We start from the raw sequence: 23,678 nt of genomic DNA, 5'->3' as shown, positions 1-23,678 counted from the left end.
GAATGCTGACGGCGTCGAAGCGCCGCTGGGCGATGCTCTGCATCTTGCTTGGACTTGGTCTGAGTTCCCTTGCAAGCGCGACCGTGAATATCGCGTTGCCTGATATCTCGCGTTCTTTCGCAAGTAGTGAAGCGGCGACCGTTTGGGTCGTGAATGCCTACCAGCTTTCGGCAACGGTCTGCCTGTTGCCCGTCGCAAGCCTGCTTGAATCGCTCGGTCTTAAGTCCGTCTACGCCGCCGGCCTCGCCATTTTTGTCCTCGCGTCGTTGGGTTGCGCTTTCGCTCCAACATTGCCGATGCTGGTGAGTGCGCGCTTGATCCAGGGTGTCGGAGCGGCCGCAGTTTCTGTGGCCGGCGTTGCTTTTGTACGCGTGATCTATCCGCATAGCATGGTCAGCAAGGGTTTCGCGTTGGTCGCGCTAGCGGTGGCGGTACCCGGAGCAGTGGGGCCGACCATCGCGGCGACGATACTTGCGGTGGCAAAATGGCCTTGGTTGTTTCTGGCGACTGTGCCATTCGGCCTCGCGGTACCACTGTTCATCGCTGTTGCACCACGAGATGTTCGGATTCCTCGCTCTCTTGATCTGATAGGGATTGCTCTCAATGCGTTGGCGTTCGGGTTGTTCGTTGCCGGTGTCGGCACGCTGGGTATTGGCGATGGGCGCATTGCGATGGGAGAGATGCTGGCCGGTCTTTTCTGCTTCGGCCTCTTCGTTCGACAACAGCTCTGGCATCCCCTGCCAATGCTGCCATTCGATCTTTTTCGTATACGTCCGTTTACTTTATCGGTCTGGACCTCTGTCTGCTCCTATGCCGCCCAAATTCTGGCTTACGTCTCTTTGCCGTTTCTGTTTGAGACGGAGCTCCATCTTTCGGCCGTGGAGACCGGCTTTCTCTTGACGCCTTGGCCGCTCATGACTGCCATTACGGCTCCAATCGCCGGCCGCTTGACAATCCGCTACGACGCCTCGGTGATTAGCAGCATCGGTTTGGGGTTGTTGGCGGCTGGTTTGTTTCTGATGGTCTTCCTGCCGACAGTTCCGGCAAAGTGGGACGTCGTATGGCGGCTGGCGCTTTGCGGTGTCGGCTTTGGCCTTTTCCAGACCCCGAACAACACTGCGATGATGACGGCCGGACCCATAGGACGCAGTGGCGCCGCGAGTGGGATGAATGCCGCGGCTCGCTACATCGGATGGTCGCTTGGTTCCGCCTTGGTCTCGCTGATCTTCGGCTTGGGCGGACATCACGGCGTGGTCTTTTGCCTGGTGGCCGGAATGGTCTTCGCTCTGATGGGGGGCGCTGCCAGCAGCGCTCGCTGGTTCAGATAGCGGTCAAATGCGAAACCCCGGCTCTTTGTCGACGGCTGCGTGGCAATGTGCGCGCCGTCCCGGTCTGGGCTCCGGTACACACCGCGTACGAACCTACGCCTTAGGCGCCGGGATCACCGGCGCCGGCGCGCTCTGCTAGCGAAATGCGTGTCTCATCGTCAGCCGGTTACCATGGGACCGAATAGGTGTCTCTCTTTATCCTCGTTGCAGCAACAGGGTCGTCAGTTCGTTTGGCATGTCGAGCATCACATCGTGCCCACATGCAAACTCCTCGCGCCACCAGCGGCGTTCCCGCGCGAGGGCGTAAAAACCGTCGAAATATGGACTGTCATAGCCCCGCGCCCGGATGTATCCGATGTCTGGAACCTCGTCACAAGCGCCGCTGATCTGCGCTGGCACTTCAAAAGTGGACAACGGCTGCATCGTGCACTGTCGGTCCACCCAATCGGCGTCTGCGGCGTTCACCGCCAAGAACGACGCCGGGGGTGGTGGGAGCTTCCAGCCATCGCCGTTCGTCGCTGCGAGTGCTCGGAACTTGTTGCCCTTGTCAGGTACGTAATCGAAAAGAGCTTTGCCGTTATCTGGAACAAAGGCATCAAGATAGATCAATGAGCGAATGCGGTCCGACATCTGGTCGGCGACGTGACGCACGACAAATCCACCATAGGAATGTCCGACCAGGACAATGTCGCGCAGTTCTTCCCAAGTCATGAGGTTGGTGACATCCGCGATGTGGGTGCCGAGGCTGACCTCACGGCTCAAGAGATGCGACCGTTCTCCGAGACCTGTCAGCGTCGGCGTGAACACCCGGTGGCCTTTTGAGGCCAGCAGGCGGCGCACGCGGGTCCAGCACCAACTGCCGTGGAACGCACCGTGGATCAGAACGTAATCTGGCATTCTAAGCTTCTCCCGAACTCTCCACCTTCGCCGCAGCGAGCGTCGGCATTGCTGCAGCCGCAAAGGCGCCGCAGACCGAGGTCGCGGCGGCTACGAAAAGACCGACTTCGTAGCCGGACTCGAACGACGCGACACCGGCGGCCATTGCCGCGCCGGCAAGTTGCGCAATCCGGCTCGCAGCATTGTTGACGCCGGAGGCGAGCCCTTCGTCCGCCTGGTCAACGCTAGAGATGACGGACGCGGTAAGCGGCGCCACGAGCACGGCGAAGGACAGACCAAGCAGCGCCATCGGTATGATCACGGCAAGCATCAAGGCTTCATTCTGAGCAAGCGCCATCCAGACATAGGCCAGTGCAGCGCCTACCGGTCCCGCAATGAGCATGGGCCGTCCGCCAGTCCTGTCCGCCAAACCACCGAAGACATTCGACAACAGCCCGACGCCGAGCGTGAACGGCAGGAATGCAAGCCCGGCATCGGTCGATGACAGGGCGCGGCGGTCGATCAGGTCAAAAGGTAGCACGAAGAACATGATGGAAATCCCCGCATAGATCATCACGGTCGCGACGTTCAGTCCGAGGAAAGCGCGGTTCTCCACCAGACGGGGCGGCGTCATCGGGTCTGCGCTTCTGCGCTCCCAAATCGCGTAGACGGCGAGGCCGGCAATGCCGAGTCCGGTGGCGACCACGAGCGCCGTGGTCGTCCCACCGGAACCATCGGCGGCGACCCGAGCTTCACTGGGGCCGATCTGGCTGAGCGCCCAGGCCAGCGCGCCGAGCGCCGAAGCCAGGATCGCAGCGCCGATCACATCGAACTGGCGCGGAATGCGGCTATCTTTTGGCGCGAAGACCAGCAGAATTCCCACCGCTACGATCGCGAGTGGCGGGTTGATCCAGAACACGAATGGCCAGCCAAAGGCCTCGGTCAGCCAGCCGCCCAGGACGGGCCCCGCGGCGGTGGTGAGAGCCGATGCGGCGGCCCATACGCCGATCGCTTGGTTCCGCTCAGCGCGTGGATAGGTGGCCCCGATCAGGGCGAGGCTGGCGGGAGTAACGATCGCCGCGGCCGCTCCCTGAGCAACGCGGGCAGCGATCAACCAGACCGGCGAAGGCGCCAACGCGCAAGCGGCGGACGCCAGACCGAACAGGACGCAACCCAGCGCGAGCATGCGCGCCTTGCCATAGACATCCGCGAGTGCGCCGCCGATCAATGTCAGCGAGGCGAGCGCCAGCATATACCCGTTGAGAATCCATTGAACCGCAGCGATGTCCGCTGCGAAATCAGCGCGTAGTCTCGGTAACGCGACGGGCAGCGCTGTTCCATCGATGAACGCCATCGAAGACGCGAGCACACAGGCCGTGAGGACCATGCGCCGGCACCGAGGCGACCCCTCGCGCCCGAGTTCTCGGGGGCAGGGTTCAGCATCGATAGCGCCGCGGCTGCACGGTTCCACGAGCGGCTGTGCCATACGTCGACCTCCGCGCACGTCGCCATTGGGGTTCATTTCCTTACCAAAGATTTGAGGTGGCGGACAAAGCCGAGCACATCATCGGGCATCAGACGGCCAATCGCGCGGGTCGAATAGACGGCCGTCACCACCCGGCCTTCTGGATTGAGGATGAAGCCGGTTGCCTGGAGACAGACAGGATCGTCATTGACGAAGGCGCCGGTGACCGCGGAAACGGCTCGCGCGTTGGCGCCGTAAGCGACGGGGAAGCCGAGCTTGTGCTGTTCGACGAGCATCTCCGATTTTTCGCGATCATCTACCGATACGGAGACGACTTTGATGCCTTCCGCAGCGAACTTGTCGGCCGCTCTCGCGAAAGCAGCAAGCTGGGCGTTGCAGTACGGGCACCAGGAACCGCGGTGAAACAAGACCACACCGAACCAACCGGCCAGATCGGCGGGCAAATGGATTTCGCCGCCGCTGACGCGAGCAAAGGTGAGAGCAGGAAAGACGTCGTTATTCTGCAGCATTACAATTGCACTCCGCGTTGGACATGTCTGGTGTTCGAGGCACTAAACAATCCCTCTTCTCAGCTCACCGAAAAATGTCCCACACCGTGACGGTCGAACCCCGGCGAGGGAAATCACGTCTCGCCATAGAATCGATAGACGATCGCTATCGCCGCTGCTGAGTGCAGCGATGCCGTCGCGACCTGCCAACCTGCCTTGATTTACGAATGGTGGAGAGGATCATCGTGGCGGCATTCCCCGCCGCTATCGAAACGATGCGTGCTGGCTATTGGAAAACTTCGTCCCGCGCTGCGAACAAATGGCTGCCACAGCTGCCGATGTCATTGAGAATGCCCAGGGAGGGCACCCGGGTGAATTCTGCGGGCATGAGATGTCGAACGGGTTTTCACCGCTGGGACACATCCAGAAGAGATAAGTACCCAAAGGGACAGTTCACATGAAGGCAATTGTCGTGACGGATCAGGCCGCGGGAACTGCCGGGATGAGGCTCGTAGAGCGGCCCGAACCACGCGCAGCGGTCAACGACGTCGTAGTTCGGGTTCGTGCGTCGGGATTCACCGCGGGTGAACTGACGTGGCCCTCGACGTGGACCGATCGCCTTGACCGCGATCGAACGCCGTCGATCCCCGGGCAGGAGCTGGCCGGAGTGGTCACTGCTCTCGGTTATGGCACGACGGGCCTGTCGGTGGGGCAGCGCGTGTTCGGACTCTCGGATTCGTATCGGGGCGGAACGCTGGCAGAGTATGTGGCTGTCGAGGCGCGCAACCTCGCGCCTCTGCCGAGCGACGTCGACTTCACGGTAGGCGCGAGCGTGGCGATGCCAGGTCTGACCGCGTGGCAGGGACTGTTCGTGCACGGACGCCTTCAGGCAGGACAGAGTATTCTCGTGCACGGCGCAGCCGGCGCAGTCGGATCGATGGCGACGCAACTCGCGCGGTCGGCCGGCGCCTACGTTATCGGGACCGGGCGTGCCGCCGATCGTCAGAAGGCGCTCGATTTCGGCGCGCACGAGTTTATCGACCTTGAGAACGACGTCCTCGAAGACGCCGCCGGAGTCGATCTGGTGTTCGATGTCATCGGCGGCGACATAGGGACGCGTTCCGCTAGAGCGATCCGGCCTGGAGGAACACTGGTGACCATCGCCGGACCGACCGAGGCGCGGCCCGCCGACGGCCTGACGATTGACTTTGTCCTGATGTCCGATCGCGCTCAACTGGGTGAGATCGTCCAGCGAGTGCGGGACGGACGACTGCGGCCGAACATTGGCAAGATCGCGACCCTCGACGAGGCCGTCGCTGCATTCAATCCGACCAAGCGGATGAGCGGAAAGACGATCATCCGCGTTCGTCCGTAATGATCTGGGAAAAAGGGCACAGGGGGCCTGTCCATCCCTCACGTCACCTTGTGGATCGTGGCGATCTACCGCTTTCTTCACGTGCACGCCGGGGCTCGACCGTGGCCTCGCGCGTCCGGGGTGCAGCGCGGGTTGGAAGTGACGGCGGTTTTGAGGGTCTGCCTGGGATTGGTTCCATGTTGCGAGGAGTAATCCGCGAACGGACACGACGGCTCGGCCTCGGGCTGCTGGCCAGTAGGTTTGCGCGCCGTGAGTCGCGCGACCTCACCTGAGGGATCAGGTCGTGAGCAGCACGTCCTTGACCCTTGCCGACCGTGGCCTGGCACTCTGCGAGCCTAAGGCCGCCGGCACACAGGACAGCACCAAGGTGCTCGCCGCGTCGAGTCTGGGTGGCTGCCTCGTATTCGTCAACAGTGCCGTCGTCACGGTCGCGCTTGCGGCGATCGGCCGAGACATGCGCCTGTCGCCGCTCGAGCTGCAGTGGGTGATGAATGCTGAGCTCCTGCCGCTCGCGGCGCTGACCTTGGTCGCCGGCGCTCTGGGTGACCGGTTCGGACAGAAGCGGATCTTTCTCGGGGGGATCGCGATTTACGGTCTGGGCGTGGCCGCGATTGGTCTTGCGCCGAGCTTCACGCCGCTCGTCGTCGGCCGCTTCCTGCAAGGCTTTGGCGAAGCTGTGATCCTGCCCAACGGCCTTTCCGTGCTCGGGCAGGCCTTTCCTGCCGACGAGAAAGCCAGTGCGGTCGGCATTTGGTCCGCGGCGGCGGCTGTCGCCAGCGGCGTCGCGCCTGCGATCGCCGGCGCGATCCTAGATCACGGGTCCTGGCGAACGACCTTTCTGATGCTGTTGCCCGTCGTCGTCGGTGCGTTGGCCGTCGGCGCCGCGTGGATACCCAAGGACACCCCGACTGGCCAAGCCCGGGTCGACGTCGGAGGCGCGATCCTCTCGACAATCGGGCTCGGTGGGCTTGGTGCGGGGCTGACCAGCCTAACCAACGATTCCGCGCTGAACATTGGGGTGGTCGTCACTCTGATCGTCGGTCTGGGTGGCTTAGCCGGCCTCATCGTCAGTCAACGGCGATCGGGTGACAAAGCGCTGCTGCCGCCGTCTCTCTTCGTCTCGCGGTCGGTCGTCGGTGCGAACCTGTTCACAGCGTTCCTCTATGGCGCATTCACTGTCACGCTAACCTTGATCCCGTTTGTGATGATCCGGGGTGCGCATCTGCCAACGCTGCTGGCGGGCTTGGCTTTCATTCCACTGCAAGTGTTGATTACGGTGATCTCGCCGCTTGCCGGCATGCTCTGCCGTCGGTTCGGCCGCCGCTTGCCATTGTTCGCCGGCGGCGCCGTCGCCGCCTTGGGATGCGCGACGGCGCTTCGTATCGGTCCGAACGCGACTTACTGGACGGATATCTTCCCCAGTATCCTGTTGCTGGCGCTGGGCATGAGCTTGGCGATCGCGCCGTTGACAACTCTGGTCCTCACCTCCGTTGAGCCCGATCGCGCCGGAACCGCGTCAGGCGTCAACGGTGCGGTCTCGCGCGCCGGGTCGCTCTTTGCCATTGCCCTACTCGGCGGCGTCCTGCAGCAGGGCGGTCCTCAGCTTTTCCAGGGATTTCACATGGCGATGGCTGTCGCCGCGGTCGCCTGCGTTCTCGCAACACTCGCAGTGTTCATTATCGAGCCGGGACCCCACGTCGACTTTATCCCGAGAGACTGATCCGTTCGGTCTCTGCAATCAGCAAACCAGCAAGGCCCGAAAGGGAACGCTGAAATACGAAGACCAACTTAAGGGCAGAAGGAGAAAGCTCATGAAAATCCGAACCATTATTGCCATCGTCTGCGCTACCTTCTCGATGGGCGGCCCCATCCACGCCCATGATAGCGAGGCGGAAACTGTCACAAAGAAATTCGAGGCGGCCATTCCCAACATCCTTGGCAAGTCGCTGGTCGTCGTGGAGGTCGATTACGCGCCGGGCGCGGCCTCTCCATCTCACACGCACGCGAAGTCGGCCTTCATCTACGCCTATGTGATCTCAGGAGCGATCGAATCGAAGGTGAATGACGGTGAGACGCGCATCTATCGGGCAGGCGAGGGCTGGTCGGAACCGCCGGGCGCCACTCATTCGATTAGCCGCAACGCGAGCAAGACGGAGCCGGCAAAGCTGCTCGCCGTCTTCGTCCTCGGCGTCGATGACAAGCAGCTGACGACGCCCGTCAAATAACCTGCTCGCTGCGCCAAGCAAGAATCCACAATGATGATATCGACCGCGAGTTTAGCGCGGCGGTCATCCGCCGCGTCACCGAAAGCGGAAATGTGCTTCACGCCAACAACAGCATCGACCCAGTTGAAAAAGCATCCGCCCGAGACGTCGTGACCGGATTATCCGCTGAAGTGAAGACACTACCGAGCCGCTAGCTAGTTATACGACGCGCGCGGATCTGCACTCTTTGAAGAGATACGAGGCTGGATGAGTAGAACCTGGCCCGAGCCGAAATGTCGATCCTGCGAGAGCGGCAGAGTGACATTGCCGATTTTGTACAGCCTGGCGCGATCGAGTATGGTGCGGGAGCTGGCATTAAAACGGAGTTTGTGCTGGCGGGACCGCGTGATCCGCGGGGCTACGTGCCGATCGACATCGCCGACGCTTTCCTCGAAGAAACATCGAAGAGGATCGCTTCACGCTTCCCGTTGCTCTGGGTCCGCCCCATCGAGCGCAATTTCCCTCGGAGCAGAGTTTCGCGGGGCTTGCCCGCTCCGGCGGATGGAAGGTTGCCGAAGATTGGCAGGATGCGGACGGGCTATTCGGCCTGTTCGGCTTGATTCGCGAATGAACAATCACGTTTAGTCGTCGTTCCAGGCCGGCCTCATGGCCATATATTCTGGGCCGCAAGCTCGACCAAGAAACGTTGCCGGAACGCGAAGCACGTTCGAGATAGTTCCGCACGTGCTCGCTGGTATCGTTAATGAACAAGTGGCTTTTGGGCTCACGCTCGCGTCAATCAAAGCTCCAAGAAACCCTTGGCAGTGGCCGTTGCGACTGGACCGAGCTCAGATCGCGCCAGCCGGCGCAACAACGGGAAAGTCCTTCTCCGGATCGAAGACATTATTGAAAAAATTCGTCAGAGAGTACATCGCAACCAGCGCGACGATCTCCATGACGTTCGCATCCGTGTAGCCCGCGTCTCGGACGGCCTTCAGATCGGCGTCGCTGACCTTGCCCCGGGCCACGATGACTTTGCGCGCAAATTGAATGGCGGCATCCCGCTTGGGGTCGCTGGCATGGCCCATCCGGGCGAGAATGATTTCATTCGCCGGCAACTTGGCCATATGCTCTGCCGTGAAGCTGTGAACCGTGAGGCAATAGTCGCAGCCATTCACTTCGGAGACCGCGAGGCCGATGCTGTCACGCGTTTTCACGTCCAGCGCCTTGCTTAACGACCCGAGCAGGGTTGCCCATGAATTGAACGCGATCGGACTTGCCGCGAAGGTGGACATCATGTTTGGCGTAAACCCGATGTTCTTGGTGAACATATCGAGGGTCGGTTTCGAGTCGGCGGGCACTCGTTCCGGCTTTAAAGCGGCAGTTCTTGGCATGATAGGCTCCGTAAGTTGCTGGGTGCGCGGAAAGTCAAACGAGATCCAACACGTCGGCCACCGGACGGCGCGGCTTTTGCGCCCAGTTCCCCGAACGCAGCGCCCCTACGGACAACAGCATGACCGGCACTTCGTTTTCGGCCAGTCCGAACTCTTGGTGCACCGCGTCGGCATCGAAACCGATCATCGGCGTCGAGCCCAGCCCTAGCGAGCGGGCCGCATAGATTATCGCCGCCGCGCCGAACGTGCCGGTGCGAACTGCCTCGTCGCGTTGGCGCTGCGGGTATTCCATGTACAGGTCGCGTGCGGGGATTTCCCATTCCGGCACCATCTTCGCCGGCATGATGCCGGCTTCCACCAAGGGTGCTAGCCGCTCCGGCACGACACTGGAGTCGGCCAACTGGCCGCAGACGATGAATGTGACTGCCGCCTCGGTGATCGCGGGCTGATCCCAGGCAATCGGACGTAACCGTGCCTTGGCTTCAGGCGAGCGGACCGCAATGAAGCGCCAGTTCTGCAAGTGGAAGGATGTCGGCGCGGTGGTGCCGATTCGTACCAGCTCGCGGATCAGATCGTCGCTCAAGATAGCGGCAGGATCGTAGTACTTGGCGGCGCTGCGGCTGAGGATGCATTCGATGACGGCGTTGGTCATGGTTGTCTCGTTAATCATGGCAGGTCCTGGGTGCGAGGGGTGGCTGAGGCAACGGTTTTTCATTCTCGTTGCTCGAGGTGGTGCGGGCACGGTGCGCGTTCACGGACGAATTCGGATAATCGTCTTCCCGTTGATCCGCTTGGTCGCGTTGAAAGCGGCGACGGCATCGTCAAGAGGCACGATGTTGCCGATGTTCGTCCGCAGTCGTCCGTCCCGCACCCGCTGAACAATCTCACTTAGCTGGGGGCGATCGGCCTCGACCACGAAGTCGACCGTGAGGACGTCGGCGGGCCGTGCCTCGACCGGCCCGACGATGGACACCAGCCTACCTCCAGCGCGAACCAGGCGCGCGGATCGCTTGCCGATGTCGCCGCCGATGACATCGAACACGAGATCGACTCCACCGACGTCTTCGAGGGCATCGGTCTCAAGGTCGACGAACTCGTTCGCGCCGAAGTCGAGCGCCCTCTGACGATCGGTCGCGCGCCCGGTGCCGATGACGTAGGCGCCGGCCTCTCGCGCGAGTTGCGTTACCATCGATCCGACTGCGCCGGCCGCACCGTGCACGACGGCGCTCTGCCCCGCTTGAAGGCGTCCGTGCTCGAACAGCCCCTGCCAAGCAGTCAGACCCGAAATCGGCAGGCTCGCGCCCACGGCGAAGTCGACGTCGCCCGGCAGCGGCGCGAGGTTGCGCGCCTCGATCGCCACATACTCGGCCAGTGTGCCGTCGCGGTGCCAGTCCGCGAGCCCGAACACCCGTTGCCCTACCGACAAGCCCGTCGTGCCGTACCCTAGGGCTGTCACTACCCCGGCCAGCTCGTGGCCAGGGATTGACGGTGTCCGGTCACGATCGAGGCGATCGCTCCAGGTCGAGGGCCACGCCAGCTCGGTCGGAACAAATCCTGACGCATGTACCTGAACGACGACGTCGTTGATGGCAGCCTGCGGCTCGCGCCGCTCAACGAGCGTCATGCCAGCGGCTCCCGCGGTTTGATCCGCTACGACGATTGCCTTCATCGCTCATCTCCTCGTGTGTGGGATGTCTTTCCTTGCAGCCGAGCAAAAAAGTACGACCGCGAAATTCGATGGTCCAATGACCTGTGGCTATGGAATCGATGCCATCGACGTGGCTTGGCTCAGACCAAGAGTCGGCCGAATTGCCCTCAACAAGCCGCGGCCCGGTGATACGGTCGTGCTGGCCGAAGAAAGGACGACGGTGAATGGGGCGCCGGCGATAGTGGGATACGGTTGGGATTAAGCGTCGTGACGGGTCAAACGTTGCGCGAGATCTTCTTCGACGCGGGGAGGTCGGGCGCTTCCGCCGACGACAGGGCCTGTTTCGACGCGATGGGTTGGCTTGTTCATTGAGCCGGAGATCGGTGGCGTGAGAGACAGTCAATCCGGAGTAATATTCGGGATCGAGAGTTCAGTCAGATCATTTTCGTAACTGGCCCGAGGGCTTTCGTTGCGGCCGGACGCAGTAACGCCCAGGCGCGTACTAATGTCCGCACTGGCGCCGAGAACTTTACCTACGGGACAGAGGTTCGCGGCTTCCAGCAAGAAAGCGCGTTGTTGCGCGTCGAGTTCGCCATCCAGCACCAGGGTGCGCTGGAACGAGTCCTTCTTGCCTTGCGCACCATGGTGGAAGCTGACGCTCACCTCCACCCGCTCCAGTGGCAGCTTCTGGCGCCGAGCTTGAAAACGAACGCTCATAGCGGTGCACGCCGCGAGAGATGCGCTAAGAAGGTCGTACGGATTGGGACCAGAAGAGACGTGACCGACGCCGTCTGGGCCGCCGACGAGAAACCGGGAGTCGCCGACCTGGCACACCAGCGCACCATGGTTGGTGAGGTCACTTGCGACGACGACTTCGCGAATCTTGGTCATGATTGTGGCCTGATCGTTTGAATGACTGATCCGCCGGCTTCGACGAATGCTTGCGGCAGCACAAAATAGATCCCAAAGCATTCGAGACCTTGGTGCCTGCGTCCAACCGGCGCTTTCAGCAGGTAGATCCAACGACCGTTCGGGTAAAGGTATCGTATCCATAGCCGCCAGGAATGCTCGGCGTGAAGTGCACGTCGAGTCTCCAGTGAGCAAATCCGTGAACAGCTCGGCGGGCATGATCGTGCGTCCATTCAGGTAACAATAGCCAATCTGACCTTTGCGCCGGGTGAACGCGCCTTCGCCATCTGCTGCCGATCGACGTTCTGCATGATCCGCATGACCGTGCGCGTGACGTCCGTCTCTGCAGGATAAGGGTGCGGTGGCTTTGAGTGCCATCCGGCTTGCGGTACTTCTTGCGTCACGCTCGCGCAGCGATCGGCCATAACGACCGTTTATCGACTCGATGGCGAGAGGTGATTTCCTCCGCCGGCATTGCGCGGTCATTCTCCAAGGCATCGTCGAATCTAAACCTGCAGTTCCGAGATCGACGCGCAAAACGCGACGAATGATCAAAACGGCAGAGGGTCGACATGCAGAGCAACGACACGATCGAAATCGTCGCACCATGGTCAGGCTGACATTACGACCCGGCGGGACCCTTTGCGGCAGCGGAAGATGGCGGCGCGCACGCCGTTGGCGGTGGCGCGGTGGGCGAAGAACTTCTGGCAAGCGTTCGACTCCAGTCTGATGACGATGCGATTGGAGTTCGATTTTGGGTCTCGGCGAGGTTCGGCGATCTGTCGGCGCGTCATTGAAATCAAGTAATCCACGATCGTCGTTGGAAATAACGGTGCCAATGGTCGTGCCGGTATCGAGAGAGATGCCGCTGGTGACAGCGCAAGTTGAGTACTTCGATTGCAACACCCTAGGTCTTTGGAGGGACGGAAGTGAGTACGATTGATAGAACGGAGCATCGGGCTCCAGTGCTCTGGCTCAATCGCGGTTCGTTTCGTAGCCTTCCTCGATTCGGCTACACACCTATCGGCCTGCTGTTGACGCTAGCGCTCGCTGGTTGCAACGAGAAGGCTCAATCGCAGGCTGCCGCGCCTCCGCCGCCGGTGACGGTTGCGCAACCGGTCAAGCGTACGGTCACCGACTGGGACGAATTTACCGGCCGTTTCGAGGCGGTCGAGGAGGTTCAGGTTCGCGCCCGCGTCGGCGGCTTCGTCGACAGCGTCGAGTTCAAGGATGGCGCGATCGTCCACGCCGGCGATCTGCTCTACATCATCGACCCGCGGCCGTTCGAGGCGGTGGTGTTGCAGGCCGAAGGCCAGCTCGCCGATGCGCGCGCCAAGGGCGAGCTTGCCAAGCGCGAACTCGACCGTGGGCTGACACTGGTGCAGACCAGCGCGGTCTCCGAGCAGGTCGTCGACCAGCGCCGTCAGGCCTTGCAGGCTGCTCTTGCAGCCGAGACACAAGCCGATGGTGGACTGAAGGCGGCCCAGCTCAACGTCGAATTCACCCACGTGCTGGCGCCGATCACCGGTCGCGTCAGCCGGCATCTGGTCACTCCGGGCAACCTGGTGCAGGGCAGCGAGGGCGGCGCGACGCTGCTGACCTCGATCGTGTCGCTCGATCCGATCTACGTCTATTTCGACGTCGACGAGGCAACCTACCAGCGCAACAGCAAGCTGTGGTTCGAAGGAAGGCGGCCGAGTTCGCGCGACACGGCGAACCCGGTGCAGGTGGCGCTGACCGGCGAGACCAAGCCCTCGCATGAAGGCAAGATGGACTTCCTCGACAACCGCCTCGATGTCTCGACCGCGACGCTGCGCAGCCGCGCGGTGATTCCGAACAAGGATCTGTCGATCCTGCCCGGCCAGTTCGGCCGCGTCCGCCTGATCGGCTCCTCGCCCTATGAGGCGCTGCTGATCCCGGACACCGCTGTCGCCACCGACCAGTCGCGCAAGATCGTGTTCGTGGTCAAGGACGACAACACGGTGGAAGCCCGCGCGGTCACGCTCGGGCCGCTGGATGAGGGCCTGCGCGTGATCCGTGAAGGCCTCAAGCCGGAAGACCACGTGATCGTCGACGGGCTGCAGCGTGCCCGCGTCGGCGCCAAGGTGACGCCGAAAATGGCGCAGGCCCCGGCGGGTGACAAAGCCCCGGCGGGTGACAAAGCTCCGGCAGCAGCCACGCCGGCGGCAGGCGACAAGCCCGCGGCAGGTGCCAAGCCATGAATCTCGGCAGGCTTTCCATCAACCAGCCTATCCTCGCGATGGTGCTGTCGATCGTTCTCCTGATCGTCGGCACCATCGCCTACCAGACGCTGCCGGTCTCGGAGTATCCGCAGGCGGTGCCGCCGACTGTCACGGTAACCACGCAATATCCGGGCGCCTCGGCGCAGACCGTGTCCGACACCGTTGCGGCGCCGATCGAGCAGCAGATCAACGGCGTCGAGGACATGCTGTACATGTACAGCCAGGCGACCTCGAACGGTCAATTGACCATTACCGTCACTTTCAAGCTCGGCATCGACCTCGACAAAGCTCAGGTGCTGGTACAGAATCGCGTCGCGATCGCGCAGCCGCAACTGCCGGAAGAGGTGCAGCGCAACGGCGTCGTCACGCAGAAGAACTCACCTGACATCCTTATGGCTGTGTTCGTGCTATCGCCCGACGACACGTTCGACCAGCTCTACATCTCCAACTACGCGCTGCTGCAGGTGCGCGACCAGCTCCTGCGGCTCGACGGAGTTGGCGACATCCAGATGTTCGGCGCGCGCGACTACTCGATGCGGCTGTGGCTCGACCCTGACAAGATCGCCAATCTCGGCATGACGTCAAGTGATGTCGTCGCCGCAGTCAGAGCCCAGAACCTGCAGATCACCGGCGGTCAAATGGCGGAGCCGCCGATCGCCGATCGCGCATTCCAGCCGAACCTCGTCTTCACCGGCCGCCTCAAAGATATCAGGCAATTCGAGGACATCGTGGTGAAGGCTGGCTCCGACGGGCGGACCGTGCGGTTGCGCGACGTCACCCGGGTCGAACTCGGTGCACTTTCCTACGCCACGAGTAGCCGCATCCTGCGAAAGTCGGCGGTCGCGATGGTAGTGACGCAACGGCCCGGATCGAACGCGCTCGCGACGGCCAAGGCAATCTCGACTACCATGGCGAAACTGAAGGAGAGCTTTCCCAAGGGCCTCGACTACAATATTGGGTACAACCCCACCGAATTCATCACCCAATCGGTCCACGAGCTGATCAAGACGGTCTACGAGGCAATGGCGCTCGTCGTCATTGTTGTGTTGGTGTTTTTGCAGGGATGGCGACCTGCGATCATTCCGATCATAGCGATTCCGGTATCGCTGGTTGGAACCTTCGCAGTGATGGCAGTGCTCGGGTTCTCGGTCAACAATCTGACGCTGTTCGGTCTGGTGCTGGCGGTCGGCATCGTAGTCGACGACGCGATCGTGGTAGTCGAGAATGTCGAGCGACATCTTCAGAAAGGTATGAGCCGACGCGAGGCTGCGCTCAAGACCATGGAGGAGGTTGGCGGTGCGCTTGTCTCGATCGCGCTCGTGCTGTGCGCAGTGTTCGTGCCAACAGCATTCCTTGGTGGCATTTCCGGGCAGTTCTTTCAGCAGTTTGCTGTGACAATCGCAGTCGCAACCGCGATCTCCTGCTTCTGCTCCTTGACTCTGTCACCCGCGCTGGCCTCGCAGATCCTGGTCCCGCACGAGGAGAAGCGACCGCCGGCGCGCTGGAACGTGATCGCGCGCGGCTGGTCGGTCTTCACAGGAGTCTTCAACCGTGTGTTCGACCGGCTATCGAGTGGCTATGCGGCGACGGCATCCCTTGTGATACGGCATTCGGCGCCGATGTTGTTGCTCTATATCGCGTTGATCGGGAGCGCCGGCTGGCTGCTGGCCACCACCGCTCAGGGCTTTATCCCCGCGCAGGATCGCGGTTACCTCATCATCTCGGTGCAGTTGCCGGGCGCTGCGTCGCTCGCGCGCACCGCTGAGGTGGTCCGCGAAATCGAGCGGATTGCACTGGATACCCCAGGTATCGTCCGTGTTGGAGCGTTCAGCGGCTTCTCTGGCGCAACACGCACGCAAGCCGGAAACGCCGCGGCGTTGTTCCCGGTGTTCGACGAGCCGGAGGCACGACAAAAGAAGGGATTGTCGGCCAGCGCGATCACGGCTGACCTGCGCAAACGGCTGTCGGTGATCCAGGGCGCCTTTATTATCGTCATTCCGCCGCCTGCTGTGCCCGGCATCGGCACCGGTGGCGGCTTCGCCATCCGTATCCAGGATCGACAGGGACGCGGTCCCGAATTGCTCGCGGCCGCGACCGACGAACTCGTCGCCGCCGCACGGAAGTCGCCGAACCTGACCTCTGTGTTCTCGCCCTATACAGCCAACACGCCGCAGCTGTTTGTCGATATCGATCGCGTTAAGGCGCAAAAGCTCGGCGTCCCCATTGGCAGCATCACAGACACGATCGAGACCTATTTCGGCTCGACCTATGTCAACGACTTCAACCTGTTTGGGCGTACCTATCATGTGACCGCGCAAGCGGACCTTCCGTTCCGCAAGGAGACCACTGATCTTGCGCGGCTGCGAACCCGTAACGCCAATGGCGACATGGTGATGCTCGGCAGCGTGGTAGACTTCAAGGATGTTTCGGGACCTGATCGTGTCGCGCGCTACAATCTCTACACCGCGTCTGAACTCCAGGGCGAGCCGGCTCCGGGTGTGAGTTCTGCGACCGCCCTCAACACCATCAAGCTGCTGGCCGACAAGACGTTGCCAAGCGGGTTTTCATTCGAGTGGACCGATCTGTCGTATCAGCAAGCGACAGGCGGCAATGCCGGCCTCTACGTGTTCCCAATCTGCGTGCTGTTCGTCTATCTGGTGCTGGCCGCGCAATATGGCAGCTGGACGTTGCCGTTCGCGGTGATCCTGATCGTGCCGATGTGTCTGTTCGCGGCCACCATCGGCGTGCGCATCATGGGCCAGGACGTCAACATCCTGACCCAGATCGGCTTCGTGGTGCTGGTGGGGCTGGCGGCCAAGAATGCCATCCTGATCGTCGAGTTTGCCCGGGACATCGAGCTCGAGGGCCGGCCTCGGCTGGAGGCTGTGATTGAGGCCTGCCGCCTGCGACTGCGGCCGATCCTGATGACGTCATTCGCCTTCATCTTCGGCGTGCTGCCGCTGGTGGTGTCGACCGGCTCAGGCTCGGAGATGCGCCAGGCGGTCGGCGTTGCAGTATTCTTCGGGATGCTCGGCGTCACCCTGTTCGGTCTGTTGTTCACGCCGATCTTCTACATGGTGGTGCGCAACCTCGCCGAAGGAAAGAATGAGGGCAGGCCGGCCGCCCGGACGACAGCGGCGGCCGAATGAGCCGCTGCTGCCCCCACGAATAAAGTCGGCAAGTGGCTCAAAATTGCTAAATTGCTGCTGAAGGAGAAGGTTCCGCGTCCGCGCGACCAAGGGATGACTGACATTTCTCGACCGGCGGGGTACGTTCTCTCCGGGCCGGAGAGGTCTCGTGTGTGAAGCTCGACGCCGGAGTCTCGCAGGTGGTGCAGCAGCCGCTCAACGTCGTGTGCTCTGACAGTGACTCTCAGCTGATTTGGGAGGACGGCGAACGAGTGTTCAGCCGCGGCTGGCGACTGGACGACGATGGCAACCAGATCGCGGTGATGCTCGTCGCCGTTGCTGCCGACCACCCGTCTCGGCCGGCGCTCGATCGCCTTACGCACGAATATGAGCTGAAGGATGAACTCGATGGGGCATGGGCGGCGCGGCCGCTAGCCCTCATGCGCGACGCCGGCCGGACCGTGTTGGTGCTGGATGATCGGGGCGGTCAGCCGCTCGACCATTTGCTCGATGGGCCTATGGAGATAGGGTCGTGCTTGACTCTGGGTATCGCGGTTACTTCGGCTCTGGGCAAGCTTCATCAGCACGGGCTCATCCATAAAGACATTAAGCCAGCCAACATTGTGGTGAACTGCGTGGATGGACACGTGCGGCTCACCGGATTTGGCATCGCATCGCGCTTGTCTCGCGAGCGGAAGGCACCCGAGCCGCCCGAGACCTTGGCCGGTACGCTCGCATACATGGCACCAGAACAGACCGGGCGGATGAATCGCTCGATCGACGCCCGCAGCGACCTCTACTCCCTCGGAGTCACGCTTTACCAGATGCTCACGGGCGCGCTGCCGTTCACGGCGACCGATCCAATGGAATGGGTGCACTGCCATATAGCAAGGCGACCGATGCCGCCAGGGGAACGGCTTGTGAGTGCTCCGGCTCCGGTCTCGGCGATCATTATGAAATTGCTCGCCAAGACACCTGAGGATCGCTATCAGACCGCGGTCGGTGTCGAGCGCGATCTGCGACGCTGCCTGGCAGAATGGGAAGCCCGCCGCCGCATCGATGATTTTCCGCTCGGCCTGCAGGACTTGTCGAGCCAGCTCCTGAATCCCGGCAAGCTGTACGGGCGAGATCGTGAGATCGCGATGTTGCTTTCCTGCTTCGATCGCATCACGAAAACTGGTGTTCCAGAATTGGTCCTGGTTTCGGGATACTCCGGCATCGGAAAATCTTCCGTCATCGACGAACTGCATAGAGTGCTCGTGCAGTCGCGCGGCTTGTTCGCGTCTGGTAAGTTCGACCAGTATAAGCGCGATATCCCTTGCGCGACACTGGTTCAGGCGTTCCAAAGCCTCATCCGGCCCCTTCTCAGCAAAAGCGACATGGAGTTGGCGAGCTGGCGTCGCGCGCTCTTAGAGGCGCTGGGATCGAACGGGCGGCTCTTAATCGACCTCATACCCGAGCTCAAGCTAATCATCGGGGATCAGCCGCCGGTCCCTGAGTTGCCGCCACAGCAGGCGCAAAGCCGATTTCAACTGGTATTCCGTCGCTTCATAAGCGTGTTTGCCCGCACGAACCAGCCACTTGTGCTCTTCCTCGACGACCTGCAGTGGCTCGACGCGGCGACGCTTGATCTGCTGGAAGATCTTTTGCGGTCAGATATCCAGCATCTGATGCTGATCGGCGCCTATCGCGACAACGAGGTCGCTGCCGCCCATCCTCTCATGAAAAAGCTCCACGCCATCAAGGCCGCCAACGGAAAAGTAGTTGAGATCGAGCTTTCGCGGCTCGACCAAGAGCATCTCGGTCAACTGGTCGCCGACGCCCTTCGCTGTCAGCCAGAGCGCGCCGCTCCGCTTGCGAAACTGTTGCATGTCAAGACGGACGGCAATCCGTTTTTCGCCATTCAGTTCCTGTCCTCGCTCGCCGAAGAAGGTCTACTTGCATTCGATCGTGATGGCGCGCGTTGGTCCTGGGATATCGACCGCATTCACGCCAAGGGCTACACCGACAATGTCGTTGATCTTATGGTGGGAAAGCTCAGCCGGCTTCCCGTCGCGACTCAAGATGCGTTGCAGCATTTGGCTTGTCTTGGAAGCATTGTCGAGAGCACAGCACTTTCGCTTGTTCTCGGGATGTCGGAGGCGCAGCTCGATACGGTTATGTGGCCGGCTCGTCTTCAGGAGATGGTCGAGCAAGCGGAAGGTGGCTACCGATTCGCCCACGATCGCGTTCAAGAGGCCGCCTATGCACTGATCCCGGATCAGCTACGTGGCGAGACGCATCTTCGAATAGGAAGGCTGCTCGCGGCGAGGACTCCTCCGGAGAAGCGGGACGAAGCGATCTTTGAAATCGTTAACCAGCTCAACCGAGCTCTTCATTTGATCAAATCGATCGAAGAGCGCGAGCAGGCCGCGGAATTGAACCTGGCGGCAGGCCGGCGCGCGAACGCATCAACGGCTTACGTCTCGGCGCTCAGTTACTTTATTGCAGGTCGAAGTCTATTGGCAGAGGATTGCTGGGAACGCCGTAGGGAGCTTATCTTCGCACTCGATTTTCGTCGCGCCGAATGCGAGCTACTGACGGGCGCGCTTTCGGACGCGGAAAGCCACTTTGCAGCATTGTCTGCTCGCGTCACGAGTGCGGGCGATCGAGCGATGGTGGCGCGCCTCGGTGTCGACGTTTACATCAGGCTTAATCGACCCGGCCGCGCGGTCGTGGTCGGTCTTGATTACCTAAGTTATCTAGGAATCAATTGGTCGCCGCATCCGACGGATGAGGAAGCGCACCAAGCGTACCAGCGTGTCTGGTCGGAACTCAACCGGCGCACGAGCGAGGAGCTGAAGGCGCTTCCCATCATGACCGACTCGGCGTCTCTCGTCGTGCTGGATGTTTTGAACCGGCTCTCTTCGCCGGCGCAATACACCGACTTCAATCTCTACACGCTCGTGGTCTGCCAAATGCTCCGCCTTACCTTGGATAGTGGCAACAGCGACGCGTCTGCGGTCGCCTATGCCCGGCTTGGAATGATCGTCGGGCTACGGTTCAGTGACTATGAGGGCGCATATCGCGTCGGGCGGCTCGCCTATGAACTCGTGGAGGAGCGAGCACTGTGGCGTTTCCAAGCGGGCGTCTATCTGAATTGCGGAAATATGGTCATGCCGTGGAGGAAGCATATCCGGGCGTGCTGCGAACTTATGGATCGCGCATTCGATGCGGCCCGGAAAACCGGCGACTTCGTGTATGCGCGCATCTGCTCCCATCTAAGGGTGCTCAATCTTCTTACAGTCGGCGACGCGCTCGTCGACATCGAACGAGAAGCTGAGAGGGCAAGGTTTCGGCAAGTACAGCTTGGCACGGACGTCGAATTCATCAGTGTAGCGGTCGCATTAGTGCGGATGTTGCGCGGCAAGACGATAAGATTCGGCTCCTTGGATCACGATCAGTTTGATGAGCAACGATTCGAACGCGATTTCGTGGGCGCCTCGAAAGGGACGGCCGGCCAATGCTTGTACTGGATTTGCAAGTTGCAGGCTCGCTTTATGGCTGGTGATTACCCGGCAGCGATTGATGCCGCATCGAGGGCGCGACCCCTTTTGAGCCTCTCTCTCACTGTCATGGAGGCCGCCGACTATCACTTCTACAGCGCCTTGTCATACGCGGCGTTCTACGACTTGACGCCTGCAGACCAGCGGGTGTCAATCTTGGAGGCACTGGCTCCTCATCACCGTCAGCTCGCCAGCTGGGCCGCGGCATGTCCGGAAAACTTCGCGGACCGCGCGGCGTTGGTTGATGCGGAGATTGCCCGAATTGATGGCCGCGCATTCGCTGCAATGAACCTCTACGAACAAGCGATACGTTCGGCGCAGGCGAGTGGCTTTGTCCACAACGAGGCGCTTGCCAACGAGTTGGCTGCACGCTTCTACGCCAGCAGCGGGTTCGATCAAATCACGCACCTTTATCTGCGAAACGCCCGGGACTGTTACCTGCGCTGGGGCGCGAACGGCAAAGTGCGCCATCTCTACGCGATGTATCCGCGCGTCAGGATGGAAGGGCCCACACCTGCTCCGACAAAAACGATCGCAGCGTCTGCCGAACAACTCGACCTCGCGACGGTGATCAAGGCGTCACAAGCGATATCGAGCGAGATTGTTCTGGAGAAACTGCTCGAAACGCTTATGCGGACAGCGCTCGAGCAGGCCGGCGCCGAACGGGGCTTGTTGATTGTTTTACGAGGGGACGTGCAGCGAATTGCCGCCGAGGCGACGACCGACGGCGATTTGGTGATCGTGCATCTGCGCGACGAGGAGGTGGCCACGACCGAGCTGCCGAAGACGATGCTCCACCATGTCCTGCACACCCAAGAAAACGTGATTCTCGACGACGCATCGTCCCTTAATCCATTTTCGTCCGATCCGTACCTGGTTGAAGGCCATCTTCGTTCTATTCTCTGTTTTCCATTGATCAATCAAGGAAACCTTACGGGCATTCTCTACTTGGAGAATAATCTGGCGCCCGGGGTCTTTACATCGGATCGCGTCGCTTTGTTGAAAGTGCTTGCGTCGCAGGCGGCGATCTCGCTCGATAATTCACGGCTTTATCGCGACATTGAAGACCGCGAACGCAAGATCCGGCGTTTGGTCGATGCGAACATCATTGGGATCATCATTGCCGACCGCGAAGGTAGGATTATTGAAGCCAACGACGCGTTTCTGCACATCTTAGGATATAGCCGTGAGGAGTTGGTCTCGGGCCGCGTACGCTGGACCGAGCTGTCCGCGCCCGAATGGCGTGAGCGCGACACATTGACTCTGGCGAAACTGAACTCAACCGGGATAGTTCCGCCCTACGAGAAGGAGTATGTTAGGAAAGACGGCACTCGCGTTCCTGTGCTCGTTGGCGCCGCTCTAGTTAAAGAAGGTGGCGACGAGGGCCTCGCATTCGTACTTGATTTGACCGAGCGCAAGCGCATAGAGGAAGCGCTCAGCCAAGCGCAGAGACTGAGCCGCACCGGCAACTGGATCTACGACGCAACAACAAAGCGTTTCCTTTATTGGTCGGACGAGTGTTACAGGATCTGGGGGTTTGATCCACTGCAGGGCCTTCCAAGCCATGACGATGTGTGGCGACGCATCCACCCAGAGGACCGCGACAGAGTGTCAGGAGCGGTTCAGGAGGCCGTGCACCAGAGAAGAGGTTTGAAGGCCGAATTCAGACTCCTCTTGCCTAATGGAATAGTGAAATTGATCGAAGGAACCAGCCATTTTGTGTTTTCCCCCCAGGGCGCACCGGTTGAGGCTATCGCCACAAGCGTCGATGTGACGGAACGAAGGCGTGCGCAGGACGAACGCGAAAAGCTGCGCCAGCTCGAGCTGGATTTCGCTCATATGAATCGCGTGAGCGTAATGGGAGAATTGGCGGCCTCGTTGTCTCACGAAATTCTGCATCCGATCGCTACCGCTCGTAACAACGCCCGTGCGGGGATGCGCTTTTTGGAGATGAAACCGCCAAATCTGGATGAGATCAAGGAAGCGCTCGCTTGCGTTGTCAGGGACGCGGATCGAGCGAAGGATATCATCGGACGGATGCGTGATCACATCAAGAAGGCGCCTCTGCGAAAGGAGCGGTTTGATCTCAATGCGGCTATCGACGAAGTAATTGTACTGGCGCAAAGCGTGGTTCACAGGAACGGCGTTTCAGTCGATACGCGGCTCGCGGATGAACTTCTTCCGGTTATGGGGGATTGCGTTCAGCTGCAACAGGTCTTGCTGAACTTGATTTTGAACGCGGTCGAAGCAATGAGTTCGGTTGATGAAGGGCCACGACATCTGTTGATTAGCACCGAGCAGGATCAGACAGGCGCCCTCGTTACCGTGCGTGATTCGGGGCCCGGAATTGATGCGCAGCATCTCGATCGAGTCTTCGACGCCTTTTACACCACGAAGTCCAGTGGAACAGGGGTGGGCCTGGCGATATGCCGCTCCATCATTCACGCCCACGAGGGCAAGTTGTGGGCGGAAGCAAACGAACCTCGCGGCGCCGTCTTTCAATTCACGTTGCCCACGAACACGGCTCATGAATGGTCTTCAGCTGGCGAAACCAGGCTGCAGAGCCGAACGTAGGCACCGGGCGAGATCTTCGTCGTCCAACGGCTTGCTGAGGTAGCAAACAACTCCATCCTTTAGCGCTTGATCCTTGGCGACCTTATCGGGGTAAGCAGTAATAAGGATCGTCGGGATCGCGTAACCCGCGTCTACCAAGCGCCGGTGCAACTCGACACCGGTCATTCCGGACATATTAACGTCGGTGACCAGGCAAGTGGTTTCGGGCAAGACACCCGATGCCAAAAAATCGGCCGCCGACGGAAATGCCTCGACGGTGTAGCCTAGCAACATTATGAGCTTTCGCATTGACTCACGATATGGCTGGTCGTCGTCGACGATTGATATCAGTGTTCGGTTCACCATTGCAGGTTCCAAGCGCCTCCGCAGAGCGGCACGGCAAGACCTCGCGCAGCATGCGGCTTAATGTCATCGACTTTCCTCAATAACGCAATGTTACCGTTCCTAAGCGATGGCTTAGCCCCTCGGCCGTCCGCTTAG

At 60.9% G+C, this 23,678-nt stretch carries 16 protein-coding genes; 8 read left to right on the top strand and 8 right to left on the bottom strand.

What is annotated here, in order from left to right:
• Positions 1–2: 2 nt before the first annotated feature.
• On the top strand, positions 3–1,328 hold the full coding sequence (locus ACVI1L_RS09580) for an MFS transporter (protein WP_076825102.1): 1,326 nt from the start codon (positions 3–5) through the stop codon (positions 1,326–1,328).
• A 195-nt stretch (positions 1,329–1,523) separates the two neighbouring features.
• On the opposite strand, the gene ACVI1L_RS09575 is transcribed toward ACVI1L_RS09580, so the two are convergent.
• The 3 genes from ACVI1L_RS09575 to ACVI1L_RS09565 all read right to left on the bottom strand — a co-directional run bounded on the left by ACVI1L_RS09575 (position 1,524) and on the right by ACVI1L_RS09565 (position 4,199).
• Positions 1,524–2,225 (bottom strand): alpha/beta fold hydrolase, encoded by a 702-nt coding sequence (locus tag ACVI1L_RS09575; protein ID WP_456782770.1) that lies wholly within the window; start codon positions 2,223–2,225, stop codon positions 1,524–1,526.
• 1 nt (position 2,226) lies between these two features.
• On the bottom strand, positions 2,227–3,591 hold the full coding sequence (locus tag ACVI1L_RS09570; RefSeq protein WP_456782769.1) for an MFS transporter: 1,365 nt from the start codon (positions 3,589–3,591) through the stop codon (positions 2,227–2,229).
• Between the two features lie 131 nt (positions 3,592–3,722).
• A complete protein-coding gene (locus ACVI1L_RS09565; RefSeq protein ID WP_076825096.1) occupies positions 3,723–4,199 on the bottom strand; it encodes a redoxin domain-containing protein in 477 nt (158 codons plus the stop codon).
• Between the two features lie 436 nt (positions 4,200–4,635).
• On the opposite strand from ACVI1L_RS09565, the gene ACVI1L_RS09560 reads away from it, so the two are divergent.
• The 4 genes from ACVI1L_RS09560 (at position 4,636) to ACVI1L_RS09545 (ending at position 8,377) form a co-directional block, all read left to right on the top strand.
• Positions 4,636–5,553: an NADP-dependent oxidoreductase gene (locus ACVI1L_RS09560; protein WP_076825088.1), complete on the top strand. Its 918-nt coding sequence runs from the start codon at positions 4,636–4,638 to the stop codon at positions 5,551–5,553.
• A 283-nt stretch (positions 5,554–5,836) separates the two neighbouring features.
• Positions 5,837–7,273, top strand: a complete 1,437-nt coding sequence (locus ACVI1L_RS09555; RefSeq protein ID WP_076825087.1) for an MFS transporter — start codon at positions 5,837–5,839, stop codon at positions 7,271–7,273.
• A 91-nt stretch (positions 7,274–7,364) separates the two neighbouring features.
• Complete coding sequence (locus tag ACVI1L_RS09550; RefSeq protein WP_076825086.1) at positions 7,365–7,778, top strand: cupin domain-containing protein; 414 nt, start codon at positions 7,365–7,367, stop codon at positions 7,776–7,778.
• Positions 7,779–8,035: 257 nt separating this feature from the next.
• A complete protein-coding gene (locus ACVI1L_RS09545) occupies positions 8,036–8,377 on the top strand; it encodes an L-histidine N(alpha)-methyltransferase (protein WP_371852094.1) in 342 nt (113 codons plus the stop codon).
• 228 nt (positions 8,378–8,605) lie between these two features.
• Here ACVI1L_RS09545 and ACVI1L_RS09540 read toward each other — a convergent pair whose 3' ends face one another.
• The 4 genes from ACVI1L_RS09540 to ACVI1L_RS09525 all read right to left on the bottom strand — a co-directional run bounded on the left by ACVI1L_RS09540 (position 8,606) and on the right by ACVI1L_RS09525 (position 11,690).
• Entirely contained in the window at positions 8,606–9,151 is a 546-nt protein-coding gene (locus tag ACVI1L_RS09540) for a carboxymuconolactone decarboxylase family protein (protein WP_057016329.1), read from the bottom strand.
• Between the two features lie 34 nt (positions 9,152–9,185).
• Positions 9,186–9,821: a nitroreductase family protein gene (locus ACVI1L_RS09535; RefSeq protein ID WP_057016328.1), complete on the bottom strand. Its 636-nt coding sequence runs from the start codon at positions 9,819–9,821 to the stop codon at positions 9,186–9,188.
• Between the two features lie 81 nt (positions 9,822–9,902).
• Positions 9,903–10,820 (bottom strand): NADP-dependent oxidoreductase, encoded by a 918-nt coding sequence (locus tag ACVI1L_RS09530; protein ID WP_076825084.1) that lies wholly within the window; start codon positions 10,818–10,820, stop codon positions 9,903–9,905.
• A gap of 378 nt (positions 10,821–11,198) precedes the next feature.
• Positions 11,199–11,690 carry an OsmC family protein gene (locus ACVI1L_RS09525; RefSeq protein ID WP_076825083.1) on the bottom strand — a complete coding sequence of 164 codons (492 nt, stop codon included), beginning with the start codon at positions 11,688–11,690 and terminating at the stop codon, positions 11,199–11,201.
• Between the two features lie 983 nt (positions 11,691–12,673).
• On the opposite strand from ACVI1L_RS09525, the gene ACVI1L_RS09520 reads away from it, so the two are divergent.
• The 3 genes from ACVI1L_RS09520 (at position 12,674) to ACVI1L_RS09510 (ending at position 23,198) form a co-directional block, all read left to right on the top strand.
• Positions 12,674–13,930 carry an efflux RND transporter periplasmic adaptor subunit gene (locus ACVI1L_RS09520; protein WP_456782768.1) on the top strand — a complete coding sequence of 419 codons (1,257 nt, stop codon included), beginning with the start codon at positions 12,674–12,676 and terminating at the stop codon, positions 13,928–13,930.
• Positions 13,927–17,100, top strand: a complete 3,174-nt coding sequence (locus tag ACVI1L_RS09515) for an efflux RND transporter permease subunit (protein ID WP_057016324.1) — start codon at positions 13,927–13,929, stop codon at positions 17,098–17,100. Before ACVI1L_RS09520 ends, ACVI1L_RS09515 begins: the two co-directional genes overlap by 4 nt.
• A 179-nt stretch (positions 17,101–17,279) precedes the next feature.
• Complete coding sequence (locus tag ACVI1L_RS09510) at positions 17,280–23,198, top strand: AAA family ATPase (RefSeq protein ID WP_456785532.1); 5,919 nt, start codon at positions 17,280–17,282, stop codon at positions 23,196–23,198.
• Here ACVI1L_RS09510 and ACVI1L_RS09505 read toward each other — a convergent pair.
• Positions 23,163–23,543, bottom strand: coding sequence for a response regulator transcription factor (locus tag ACVI1L_RS09505; RefSeq protein ID WP_076825070.1), 381 nt, complete (start codon positions 23,541–23,543; stop codon positions 23,163–23,165). The two genes, ACVI1L_RS09510 and ACVI1L_RS09505, sit on opposite strands and share 36 nt — an antisense overlap.
• Positions 23,544–23,678: the final 135 nt, after the last annotated feature.

Source organism: Bradyrhizobium sp. USDA 4516, assembly GCF_054055915.1.
This window is presented reverse-complemented; position numbering and strand designations above follow the sequence as displayed.